This is a genomic window from Lactimicrobium massiliense (assembly GCF_900343155.1).
Classification (GTDB): Bacteria; Bacillota_I; Bacilli_A; order Erysipelotrichales; family Erysipelotrichaceae; genus Bulleidia; species Bulleidia massiliensis.
Map to the genome: position 1 here is coordinate 365,102 of NZ_OUNG01000003.1, position 12,311 is coordinate 377,412.

Genomic DNA, 12,311 nt, shown 5'->3' on the forward strand with positions numbered 1-12,311 from the left:
TCACTGTCCTGTCCAGTCATTCTGTTCCATACCAGCATAATTATAATTGAAATCATAGGAAGAATTGCTGTCAGAGCCATAGTAACCATCTGCACCGGAAGAATCAGAATCGGAACTGTCATACGAACCATCCGGCAGATCCTGCTGTTCCACCGCAGAGCCATTGATCACATTCTGAATTACCTGTGCCACAAACTCCACCTGATTGTCATATGGATACACAACTGACAGATACTCGCCGCCAGCCGATGCACATGGACTGGTTCCTGTCTCACCAAGCACATGGTAATTCACAATATCCCAGCTGATATTCTCACTCAGCTGCATCTTGGCAAAGGCATAGATGGAATCACCAGAAAGATCTGTCAGAAACTGCCCATCAAGCGATTTCAAAAGACTTTCCAGATGTACAACAACCGAAGCACTTGTCAGTTTCTCAATAATGGCCTTCATAACCAGCTGCTGGTGCATCGTTCTGCCGAAGTCACCATCCGGTAACGTATGACGTTCACGCACATAGTAAAGAGCATTATCACCATCCAGATGAATATTGCCTTCTTCAAACCAGATTGATGAATCATCAAAGAAGCCAAATGCATATGGATTATCAACATCAACACCGCCAATCGCATCAATGATCGTTCGGAATGTTGTAAAGTTTACTAATACATAATGACTGATTGTATCGCCAAGACCCAGGTAAGAATTCAGCCCATCCATTGTATTCTGAATGCCGCTGACACCAAGATGAGTCAACTTGTCATAGGCATTGGTACCATAAGCAGGGTTAGGGATATAAGAATCGCGAGGGAACGACACAATCGCAATCTGATGTGTGGAAGGATTGACCGTAACAATCATATTTACATCGGTGCGTCCTTCTGTATACAGCTGACCTTCCTCATCATTGCCGCCAATGAAGATCGCAAATGGCTGAGAAGTCAAAGCATCAGAATCTGTAGAACTGCTGGAAGTAGACGCAATCGTATAAGAGCCAATCACCGTTGTTTCATTCTTGAAATTGGTATAGGCATCCTGATCCGTAATCATCGATACGTACGAATCTGATAAAACCATGACATCAGCCTGTGCTGTATACAGGTATTCTGCTTCCTGCGTAACACTGGAACAATCAACTGTATTTACAGTGCCAAGCTGGCTTTCCACCTGCTGTAATGCATAGCTCTGATTTGTCTTATCCGAAGACAGACATGTTGCAAAGGAGGCATTACCATAATCGCTGAGACTGGTTGAAATAGAGCTATTCGAGAAATATTCCGGGTGTTCAGCACGATACGATTCATTCATCACGTACAGACGGACTGTTGTCTTATTGCCCGTAACATTGTCGAACAGATTGCTCACCAACGATTCATAGTGAGGCACAAATACATCCGCCGCTGTCAACGCAATAATTAAAATCGCATCGACTATCTTGATGAACCGGCTCTTTTGGAAGGCAAAAGAAAGCAGTCCTGTGATAAACACGATTGCCGCAATCACGATCAGTGCCATCAGTTTCCAATCATCCGGCAGGAACGCAAGTCCAAAGACAATGAATGCAAAGGCTGCAGCTGTAATCAATACAAACAGCCACACAAATCTGGCACTCAGAACCCGTTTTTTCTTTTTGCGTTTAGACATTCATTCTCCTAATCACTTTTCTATCAGCCAGCATCGCTGCTCGTACTGTCTGTCCCTGAACTGTCACTGGAATTATTATCCTGACTCTGGCCTCCATCCTGCGAACCGCTGTTATCCGGCTGTGTTGGTGTCTCTGGCTGCACAGGCGTTGTATCAGACGTAGGAGCACTTTCCGAGCCAGATGAATTCTGACTTGAAGATGACTGATTATTACCAGAATAATTGTTAGGCTGCTGCGATCCCTGCTGCTCCTGATACTGATTCTGGTTTGTAGTTTCATTCTGCTGAGAATACTCATTTTCATAGTTCTCAGAGCTGGAGCTGCCGACAGGTTCCACAAGCGTGCCATAACCATCCGGCAGATCCTGCTGAGTAATTGTTTCACCAGCTTCCACCTTATCGATCTCACTGCTCACAAAAGAGATCTGATTAGAATACGGCATTACAACTGAAAGAGGTGTCGATCCAGAAGATGCGCAGACTGAAGTACCAGTCGTTCCCAGAATATGATAATTCACGACATTCCAGCTGATATTCTGATCCAACTGCATTTGACAAAGGGAGTATATAGCGGAATCCGAAATATTGGTGAGGAACGTGCCTTTCAACGCCGTCAGCAGAGAATCAAACTTCGTAATGACGGCTGAGCTTGTCAGCTTGGCAATAATTGCCTTCATCACAATCTGCTGGTGCATCGTTCTGCCAAAATCTCCATCCGGCAGCGTATAACGCTCACGCACATAGTAAAGAGCATTATCACCATCCAAGTGAATATTTCCCTGTTCAAACCAGATTGATGAATCTTCAAAGAAACCAAATGCATATGGATTATCGACATCCACACCGCCCAATGCGTCAATAATGACACGGAACGTTGTGAAGTTAATTAATACATAGTTATTGATTGGTGTCCCAAGCAATGAAGACAGCTCGGTCATCGTATTCTGTAATCCCTGTAAACCAAGATGGGTCAGCTTGTCCGGACTGTTATTCAATGCAGGATTCGGTACCAGGGAATCACGCGGGAAGGAAGAAATCAGAATCTGATGGCTTGTCGGATTTACGGTCACCACCATATCCACATCGGTTCTTCCTGTCAAAGACAGTTCACCTTCCTGGTCATTGCCTCCAAAGAAGATGGAGAACGGCTGGGTAGTCAACTCGGAATCAGATGAAGATATACTGACATCATTGGTTAATTTAATCGTATACAAAACTCTTGTATCACTTGCAAAGGAGGCATATTGTTCAGTATCTGTAATCATACTGACATAATCCTGATTCAGGATCAGCACCTGTGCTTCATTGTTATACAAAGCAGAAACCGCATCAGTCATGGAATCTTTGTCAGTCACGTTGAGATCCTGTTTTCCCAACAAGTTTTTGACCTCATTTAAAGCATTTCGCTGATTCGTTTGGTCAATTGACATCGTTGTGATAAATGTAGAATCAGAATACTGCTTCAGATCGTCAAGTTCATCACTCTTCTTGGAAAAACTGTTCGTATCTGTAAATAGATCTGTATGTGCTTCTTTATACGAATCTGACATCACATACAGATTCATCAGAATATAATTCTCGCTTGTTTCATCACCAGAGCTGATTACATTTGACACCTTGGCCTTATATACGGGCATAAGGCATGACAAAATAGCCAGTGCACATGCCAAGGCCAGATTGATTACCCGCATCAGAATACGCGGTGACTTCTTCCACTTTGTCAACAGATACAAAGCAACAAGAACAACGGTTAATACAGCGAGAGCATACCATGTCCATTTGCGAGGGAACATCGGCATGTTATAGAAGATCGACACAAAAATAATCGCTGCAATGTAGGCAATAAACCAGAACAGGATGGGATTGAGATACTTTTTCTTCTTTGTCTTGCGGCTCTTTGGTGTGATTTCAGACACATCAATCTTTTCCGTATTCTCCATGGAGCTGTCGTTATTTCTCATGCTTCCCTCCTGCTTAAGCGCCAAAATATTTTTATCAGTATACAACAATAAGATGAACAAATTGTAAACATCGTGTCAGACGAACTTATTTATCGTCATGAAACTGATGCTTATGTTCTTCTTCCATTTCTTCCATATGTTCCTGCTGTGCTTCTGAAAAGCCTTCTGTACTTTCCTTCTGAAAGATCACACGCACTGTTTCAAACAGAATCTGTACATCAAGCAATAATGAATAATTCTCAATATAGATCAGATCCATCTTCAGCTTATCCAATGCACTCGTATTGTATTTGCCATATACCTGCGCATATCCGGTCAGGCCGCCCTTCACCTTGGAACGAAATGAAAATTCTGGAATAGATTCTGTATACAGCTGGACATGTTCAATTCTCTCCGGACGAGGCCCAACAATAGACATATCACCCTTTAAAATATTGATCAGCTGCGGCAGCTCATCAATACGCGTTTTACGGATGAACTTACCAACATGTGTAATGCGGTCATCTTCCTCTCCAGCAGGATGAGGCCGTCCATCCTTCTCAGCATCCACAATCATGCTGCGGAACTTGAGAATCATGAATGTCTTATTATTCAGCGTACAGCGTTCCTGCTTGAAGAACACAGGACCGCCGTCCTCCTTCTTGATCGCAATTGCCACAATCAACAATACAGGTGACAGGATAATCAAAGCAATCAAAGACAGCAGGATATCAAAGAAACGCTTGATAATACGCTGTGATGCTTTCATACCCATATTACGGTTAAGATATAAAGGAGTATCAAACAGATTCAGGTTTTCAGATGACTTAATGATGATATCAGACAGTTTTGGTGTGAAATACACCCGCTTATTCATCTCAAAGCACAGTTTGATCAGCATATTCCGCTTCTGAGACGGCATATCGTCTACCAGCACAGCATCATACTGATTCATTTTCTCACGCAGAGCTGATACATCCTGATCAACAGAAATACTCGAAGCAACCTGGTACTTGTCAGGTCTGCCATGGGTGATCTTTCCACCAAGATCCGTAGGTTTGGCATCGTACACTTCCAATACCTGCAGAGGCGGGAACAGATGACGATACAAATCAATCAGCTTTCCTGTCAGGCAGCAGATTAAAAATGCCTGTACCAGGAACATCGCAAAATAACGGGTCAGGAATTCATCAAAGAAGCGGAAGTTTCCGGTGATTGCCATGGACACAAAAACTTCCAGAAAATCAGAAACAAAAAGAGCAGATACCTGAGCTGCCAACGTGTTCATCTTGCGATGAACGCCAATCTTATATCCCCCGAAGAAATGGTTGAACTCCAGCAGCATCAGCAGATAAATTCCCAATGCCATGAACAGGTTGCCATAACCAGTCAAATGCCCCGTCTGGTTATGATCCACAACAAAGTTTGTCCATACCCAGAAGAAAAGCACCGTCATCAAAAGCGTCTCGCCAGCACCAACCACCTTACGATATGCATATTTTTCCTGAATCTTATGTTTTCTATATTGCCTCAAGAGATGGTCCTCCTGTCGAATGCGCACACTCTATGGTATTTTAGCACACGCCCTCATTGTCACAAAACAGACGATGGTTTCTTAAACAATTTCCCACAATTCTGCGGCAATTGAAAATACAGTCAAAACACAGGAACTGTTGTAACGTTTATGTAAAAAGCCATTTATAATAGTGGCGTATACGAGGTTTTTATGCCAGATAAGAAAAAAATATTATTGCTTGCCAATGGGACATCCGGCACGAATTCTGCCGTGAATGATCTTTTTGAAATGATCAGACTGCTCTCAAAAGAAAACTGTATTGTCACAGTCTACCCGATCATCCCTCATGACCACCTGGTCTGTGAGGATGTTCTGACCAATCTGAAGGACCATTATGATGTCATTGCCTGCTGCGGAGGCGATGGCACATTAAATCATGTCGTAAGCCAGATGATCATAAACAAAATAGACACACCAATTGGCTATATCCCTACCGGCAGCACAAACGACTTCTCCCGCAGCATCAACAATGGCAGATCACTTTCCCTGCAGGAACAATGCCAGGCAATTGCCAATGGCATTCCGTTTGCCTATGATGTCGGCAGAATTAATGAGGAATATTTTAATTACATTGCGGCATTTGGCGCCTTTACCAGAGTCAGCTATGATACTTCCCAGAAATGGAAAAATACGCTGGGATATGCAGCTTATGCCTTAAATGCAATTGCCAGTATTCCGGAAGGTCTTGCCTATCATACCCATGTAAGACTTGCACATGATGGCATTACAGATGAAGGTGACTATATTTTTGGGGCAGTTGCCAATACAAACTCCATTGCCGGCGTACAGTCACCACTTGTCCAGAATGCACAATTAGATGACGGCCAGTTTGAAGTTATCCTGATCAAGCAGCCTAATAACATCATTGATATCAACCGTATCCTGTCAAAACTCACCTCCGGCAATACGGACGATAATTACGTGACTGTATTCAAGACAGACCACATCAAATTCTGTTTTGACGGCGAAACAGCCTGGACCCTGGATGGAGAAAAAGGGACACCAAATACCTGTGCAGACATTCAGTGTCTCAACAAAGCTGTATCAATTCTGACTGCAAAGGATTCAAATCAGAGCGCACAGAGTGTACAATGATGGCAATCCCGAGGTGACTATGAAGAAAGAAAACAAGAAAACAGGATCTGCTGCTCTGAATGTGACCAAAACGATCCTGATGTATGCTGTGCTGACTGCCGTATTGTTATTTGCCGGCATCAGGGTCTTTGGCGTGCTGATGAATGGCAATACAAAAGCAAAAGCAACTGCTTCCGCATCTGCCACACCAACAGCGGCTCCTACCGCAACACCAACAGTGACGCCTGCTCCTACACCGACTGTATCCGCAAATACGGTCATTGGAACCATTACGATTGGTTCTTCTGAGATCAATGTACGCAGTACACCATCTACAACAGGTGACCTTGTCACAACAGTACAGGCATATTCATCCTACAAAGTGTATGAGACAATAACCAGCGGTGGTTATACCTGGTACCGCATTTCAGAAAATGAATGGGTACCGGATGGCGGCAACTGGCTGACATATCAAGCAAACTGATTAATCCGCATCTGCGCAGGCAGATGCTTTTTTCTGTATGAAGCCTGTATCTAAAAGTTTGCATACATCATGGCAATTGCATCATATCCTGGTCCATATGCCCCAAACAAAGCAATGTAAATCATGATTGTATACAATATGCCCCAACGCACGATTGTGGTTTGGCTTTGAAATTTCTTCCGAATTGGGAATTTCTTTTCTTTTAGAACTGAGATGGAAATCAAGAAGATACTTGCCATGATAGCTGCAATCCAGTCAATGGAATCCAGTCCATTGGAAAGCAGAAACGAAACAGCTTCACTCAGATGCCAAGGCTTAAACCATGTGCAGAACATTGCCCATCCAGCCGTAAAAGTAGATGCACGGAAAAACATTTCACCAATAATGACGATAAAGAACAGCTTGATGAACCGGAATACGGTAAGCGGCATACCCGAAAGGTGATGCCTTGCGCACCACTTTTCAAATGGCTTTGTCAGCTGCATTTCAATAAACATCAGCGCAAAATAATACAACCCATATCCTACATACGTCAAATGTGGACCATGCCAGAAACCATTGGCAAGCCATACCAAAAGCAATGCCAGCGTAGGGCCGGCATACCGCGAACCCCATTTCATGTCATGTGCACGAAGGAATTTTGTTATTTTCATCACCGGCTTGCTTAACGATACAGGATAAAAGATATAATCTCGGAAAAATGTGCCGAGTGTTATATGCCATCTGTGCCAGAAATCACCGGCATTCTTTGCAAAGAACGGCTGTCTGAAGTTTTCCGGCAATGTAATGCCAAGCATTTTTGCTGAGCCAATAGCAATATCAATGGTACCGGAAAAATCCATATATAACTGCCATGTGCAAAACACAGCTCCGAGAAAAGCAAGAGCACCATTCTGGCCATATCCTGCAAAAAGTGCATTTACTGTGCCAGCAAGATGGTCGGCAATCACTGTTTTTTTCAGCAAACCAATGATAATTCTTTCAAACCCAACACTAATGTTTTCTGCTTTTAGTGATTCCCCCGCAGCAAGGAAATCACCCACTTCTTCATATCTTGTGATAGGGCCTTCGACTATGGTAGGAAAAAAGCTCATATATAGAGCCAATTTTCTTAAAGAGACTTCCTGAATTTTCCCGGTCTGAACATCTGCTATAAAAGAAATCGACTGTAATGTGTAATAACTGATGCCAATAGGAACAGCAATGTTTAGTGTATTCCAAACATTACCTGTAAGTGAAGATACTGAGCTGCCAATAAAATTAGTGTATTTCAGGGAAATCAATATGGCCAGTTCGAATAGTATTGCCCAAAATTTAATCCTGTTTTTCTTCTTTTTCTCTTTTTTTCTCTTCTCACGATCCTTGCTTGATCCTATGTTAATCATTACTTTCCCGGCAATAAATGCAATGAATATTGAAATCAGCATCCAGACAAGAAGCCTGCCCGACCACATCCAAAAAAAGAGTACATTAAACAACAACAAAAGAATCCACCTGAATTTTCGAGGAGTAACCTGATAGCTTAATAGCAGGACTGGTAAAAACCCAAGCAAATACCTAACTGAATTATAGCTCATGCTCATGATTGTATCTCCTGCATCTGATAGCCTGATTCTATCGCAAGCTGATTCCAATCCGAATAGTGACTATCATCCCTGTGATCTGGCAGACTGTACTTTTGTTTTAGCATTTTTCCAATAAGGCGGACTACTTTTAGACTGCCATTATTGTTCAGATGTTCACCACCATCTCTAGTATCTGTCTGCCAGTCAATTCCCAAATCTTTTGCAGCATTACCAGTATTATAATCAATATATGTTAGTTGATATTTTTGACAAAACGCCTGGACACCATTATTCTTTTCTGAGTTCCAAGTCACATTCGGAAGTCCAAGAAGAATCATCTGGATTCCTTCTGATTCACATAGATTTACAATTTTTTCCAGATAATATGTATTAGCGATTCCCAACCATTTTCCCTTTTTGGAAGTTCTCATATAATCCAAGCTTCCAGTATATGGCACAATATTATCAGTACCTGTATATCCCTTTGCATAGTTTGGCAGAGGAGAACTATCATGAAATTTATATGCATAATGATATTGGAAAATTGGCCACAAATAATTAACTGCATACTTTGCATCGATCATATGACTATAAAAAATATTTTCTTCAATAACAACAAGCCTTGGCCTTTGGCGCTGTAACATATGTTCAAGTATCAGATAACCTTCCTGAGGCAATTGTCCTGATGTGCAGCAGTTATAAGAAGTGTATCCAAAGTTTGCATACAGATTAAGCGGTGAGAAGCCTGCCCATCCAATACTGTCACCAATAAAAGCAACATCAATTGAATTCTCTTGCTCAGCATCAATATTTCTCTCTTTCAGCATAATATCCGGATATTGGCTTCCATATTTCCTGTATTTCATAAAAGGAAGAGAAAAAATCATCATTACCAGAGAAAGCACGATAATGAATTTTAATAACCGAAAGATTGACCGATACTTTTTCGACTTTTTCTTATTCACATTCATATTTCACTTTTTATTGTACACAAAAATATCTTTTCCGAATATTAAGGTATACTGGTATCATAAGTTACGACATAAATATGAGTGAGAAAACAAAAGTTAGTGTTGCTATTGCTACCTACAATGGCGAAAAATTCATAGAACAGCAATTGCGATCCATTCTTTCGCAAATTCAGGCAGAAGATGAAGTGATTGTTTCAGACGACCATTCTACAGATCATACTGTTGAGATTATCCAAAGAATAAACGATCCCCGTATCCAATTGATCTTTAATGAATGTCGGAAAGGAACATGTGGAAACTTTGAAAATGCATTAAGACATGTACGCGGAGATATTATTTTCCTTGCTGATCAGGATGATGTCTGGCTCCCCGGTAAATACAATATCATGACCAACGCTTTAAAAGATTATGATCTTGTTCATTCGGATTCAATTGTTACAGACGAATCTCTGCATCAAACTCATGATTCTTTGTATGCTTTTTATCATAATGGCCCAGGTGTATTAAAAAATATAATCCATCATACCTACTTCGGATCTCATATGGCTTTTAATCGCACCGTGCTGACTGCATGCTTTCCATTCCCACAAACAGATGAAGTTGGGCATGATACTTGGATTGGCATCATTGCCGAAACAATTGGAAATGTCTGCTTTATCAATGATAAACTCCTTCTCTATCGCCGGCATGCGGATGCCCATAACGGATATTTTGAGCGCAGCCACAGAAAGCTCTTCACAAAGATATTTAGCCGCATTCAATTCATGTACTATTATCTCGAATTCAGAAAAAGATATAAACACAATGGAAAACATAAACAATAACAAAATTAGCGTTATCATATCTACATATAATGGTGAAAGATTTATTACACAACAACTAAATAGTATTTTTGCACAATCGACGCTTCCTGATGAAATTATTATCTGCGATGATTGTTCGATTGACAAGACTGTTAGCAAAGCAGAATCCTGTTTGCTCTCGACATCTATTAGCTTCAAAATCATTCAGCACAAAAAAAATACAGGCGTTCGAAATTCTTTTTCAGAATTAATGAAGCAAGCTAATGGCGACTATATTTTTCTATGTGACCAGGATGATGTTTGGATGCCAGACAAAATCGAGAGATTTTTGCAACTATTTAAAAGTGAGAATAGTGATCTGGTCTATTCAGATGCTTTCATTACTGATAGCAAGCTTAACAAAAAAGCCACAACTATGTGGCAGGAAAATCACTTTTTCCTGCCCAATGCTGCTTTTGGAAAAAAGGAAATCATTAATGAAATGCTGAAACGTAATTTGTTTACGGGAATGTCAATGGCGGTTAGCAGGGACTTGATTAATAAATCAAATTTTAATATGAATCATATGCTGCACGATGAAATACTTGGCTGGACAGCTCTTAGATATGGAAAGATTAGTTTTCTGGACGAATGTACAGCATATTACCGCCAGCATGGCAACAATACTGTTGGAGTTAGGAAATATACGAAATACACAAACATGAAACAAGCCGTTGCTAAAGTACAGGAAAGCACGACATACAATTGCAAGCGCATAAAAGAAGCATCTTCTTTGTTTTCTGGGACCGAATATGAATCGCAGTTAGAAAAAGCTATCCAATATTACGAAAAACGGATAACTCTCTATTCCGAAAACAGGTTTAAAGCACTTTCAGATTATTTATTTTTATTACCATATTATTCGACTTATTCACTCCCAACTGCTCACGAAAAACCTAAAGACCTTGCCTGTATATTATTTCATCAATAAATTAATGTTTTATTAACTCTTCCGCCATGGAAACAATACGCTTATATGATTTGGATCGGTCAAATTGTTCTTCACATAATCGTCTCGCATTTAACCCATATTGACGGCTTAACGTACTGTTGTTGTATAAAGTCAATATTGCTTTTTTTAACTTTTCACTATCACCCGGTTCAATGTTTAATCCAATCTGTTTTTCTTGTACCAGTCTACAGAAAATTGGATTTTCCAAAGTATTGATCATTGGCTTGCCACTGGCAAGATAGTCTCCTACCTTATTGACAATGCTCTGTGGAGCTCCTTTCACAAAACTATTTACCACTATATCCGATTTGCTTAGAGCTGCTGCCATATGATGATATTCTGTGAATCCCCAGAAATGGATATTTTTCATATTCCTGCTGTATTCTTCTAATTCATCTTTCAATGAACCTGTTCCCAGGATCTGAAGCTGTATATTCTCACTCTTCAGTCCATTTACAGCGTCAATCAAAGTCTTAATATCATAACTTGTACTGATGCTTCCGGCATATGTTACCCAATACTCATTGGCACCTTTAATGATCTGATTTTGAAATTGTTTTACTCCATTGTCAAATTCTTCAAGATGACACCCAACATAAACAGTTTCTGCCGGAATAGTCCTTGCTCTATGTTTGAATGCTCTATCTGTATAATCTTCAGAAGTGCCAATTATGCCAGACGCATTCCTATATGCAGTCTCAGCATCCCTGGTAAATGAATGAAGCAATACATTTCTGATCATACCATTCTTTATTACCATAGCCATTGCTTCTGGCCAGAGATCTTCCACATCAACAACACAGGGAATGTCATGCTGCCTGGCAGCCTCAGTTACTATAGCCGCAATATTATTTGCAGGAATAGATACATAGATCAAATCATACTGCTCAATATTACCCTCAAGATACGCTTTCAAATTCCTTGCAGCTCTTGAATTACTGTATACTCTCTTCAAACTCACATTCTTGTCATAAGCAGGTGCTTCAATAAAAGTAATCTTAAAAGGATAGTTCTGAGCAAGAATCTTCTTCTGATCACGCGGTTCTTTCTTAAAATGCTGAAAAGAGGTGGTTATACATTCTACTTGCCATCCGCTTCTTACAAACTGCATGGCAATATCAAAGAATCTGGAGGTTCCAGATTCACAAGGAAACCATAAATACCCTAATGAGATAATTGCTATTTTATAATTCATATTTCTTGCTCACTTTTGATATTTTTCTACACTGGAAATTCAACAATCGGATATTTCAATTTAATAAT

The 12,311-nt window shown here is 40.6% G+C and carries 10 protein-coding genes; 4 read left to right on the forward strand and 6 right to left on the reverse strand.

The features are described from left to right. The 3 genes from DHU66_RS07555 to DHU66_RS07565 all read right to left on the reverse strand — a co-directional run bounded on the left by DHU66_RS07555 (window position 1) and on the right by DHU66_RS07565 (window position 5,118). Window positions 1–1,644 carry an LCP family protein gene (locus DHU66_RS07555; protein ID WP_108775246.1) on the reverse strand — a complete coding sequence of 548 codons (1,644 nt, stop codon included), beginning with the start codon at window positions 1,642–1,644 and terminating at the stop codon, window positions 1–3. 23 nt (window positions 1,645–1,667) lie between these two features. Continuing rightward, window positions 1,668–3,605, reverse strand: a complete 1,938-nt coding sequence (locus DHU66_RS07560) for an LCP family protein (RefSeq protein WP_108775247.1) — start codon at window positions 3,603–3,605, stop codon at window positions 1,668–1,670. A gap of 85 nt (window positions 3,606–3,690) precedes the next feature. After that, window positions 3,691–5,118, reverse strand: a complete 1,428-nt coding sequence (locus DHU66_RS07565) for an exopolysaccharide biosynthesis polyprenyl glycosylphosphotransferase (protein WP_209451769.1) — start codon at window positions 5,116–5,118, stop codon at window positions 3,691–3,693. Between the two features lie 192 nt (window positions 5,119–5,310). Here DHU66_RS07565 and DHU66_RS07570 point away from each other — a divergent pair, with 192 nt between their 5' ends. Both DHU66_RS07570 and DHU66_RS07575 read left to right on the forward strand, forming a co-directional pair. Then, on the forward strand, window positions 5,311–6,255 hold the full coding sequence (locus tag DHU66_RS07570; protein ID WP_108775248.1) for a diacylglycerol/lipid kinase family protein: 945 nt from the start codon (window positions 5,311–5,313) through the stop codon (window positions 6,253–6,255). Between the two features lie 19 nt (window positions 6,256–6,274). Next, a complete protein-coding gene (locus DHU66_RS07575) occupies window positions 6,275–6,718 on the forward strand; it encodes an SH3 domain-containing protein (RefSeq protein WP_135358330.1) in 444 nt (147 codons plus the stop codon). A 50-nt stretch (window positions 6,719–6,768) separates the two neighbouring features. Here DHU66_RS07575 and DHU66_RS07580 read toward each other — a convergent pair whose 3' ends face one another. Both DHU66_RS07580 and DHU66_RS07585 read right to left on the reverse strand, forming a co-directional pair. Beyond that, entirely contained in the window at window positions 6,769–8,301 is a 1,533-nt protein-coding gene (locus DHU66_RS07580; protein WP_108775250.1) for an MBOAT family O-acyltransferase, read from the reverse strand. After that, entirely contained in the window at window positions 8,298–9,248 is a 951-nt protein-coding gene (locus DHU66_RS07585; RefSeq protein WP_135358331.1) for a hypothetical protein, read from the reverse strand. Before DHU66_RS07585 ends, DHU66_RS07580 begins: the two co-directional genes overlap by 4 nt. An 83-nt stretch (window positions 9,249–9,331) precedes the next feature. On the opposite strand from DHU66_RS07585, the gene DHU66_RS07590 reads away from it, so the two are divergent. Both DHU66_RS07590 and DHU66_RS07595 read left to right on the forward strand, forming a co-directional pair. Then, complete coding sequence (locus DHU66_RS07590) at window positions 9,332–10,078, forward strand: glycosyltransferase (RefSeq protein ID WP_108775252.1); 747 nt, start codon at window positions 9,332–9,334, stop codon at window positions 10,076–10,078. Further along, window positions 10,059–11,027, forward strand: coding sequence for a glycosyltransferase family 2 protein (locus tag DHU66_RS07595; RefSeq protein ID WP_167836320.1), 969 nt, complete (start codon window positions 10,059–10,061; stop codon window positions 11,025–11,027). The genes DHU66_RS07590 and DHU66_RS07595 overlap by 20 nt, the downstream gene beginning before the upstream one ends. 1 nt (window position 11,028) lies before the next feature. On the opposite strand, the gene DHU66_RS07600 is transcribed toward DHU66_RS07595, so the two are convergent. Then, a complete protein-coding gene (locus DHU66_RS07600; RefSeq protein WP_108775254.1) occupies window positions 11,029–12,243 on the reverse strand; it encodes a glycosyltransferase family 4 protein in 1,215 nt (404 codons plus the stop codon). Window positions 12,244–12,311 lie beyond the last annotated feature (68 nt).

Coding starts and splice junctions, on each gene's coding strand:
- DHU66_RS07555 (WP_108775246.1), bottom strand. CDS start 1,644: ATGTCTAAACGCAAAAAGAAAAAACGGGTTCTGAGTGCCAGATTTGTG.
- DHU66_RS07560 (WP_108775247.1), bottom strand. CDS start 3,605: ATGAGAAATAACGACAGCTCCATGGAGAATACGGAAAAGATTGATGTG.
- DHU66_RS07570 (WP_108775248.1), top strand. CDS start 5,311: ATGCCAGATAAGAAAAAAATATTATTGCTTGCCAATGGGACATCCGGC.
- DHU66_RS07575 (WP_135358330.1), top strand. CDS start 6,275: ATGAAGAAAGAAAACAAGAAAACAGGATCTGCTGCTCTGAATGTGACC.
- DHU66_RS07580 (WP_108775250.1), bottom strand. CDS start 8,301: ATGAGCATGAGCTATAATTCAGTTAGGTATTTGCTTGGGTTTTTACCA.
- DHU66_RS07590 (WP_108775252.1), top strand. CDS start 9,332: ATGAGTGAGAAAACAAAAGTTAGTGTTGCTATTGCTACCTACAATGGC.
- DHU66_RS07595 (WP_167836320.1), top strand. CDS start 10,059: ATGGAAAACATAAACAATAACAAAATTAGCGTTATCATATCTACATAT.
- DHU66_RS07600 (WP_108775254.1), bottom strand. CDS start 12,243: ATGAATTATAAAATAGCAATTATCTCATTAGGGTATTTATGGTTTCCT.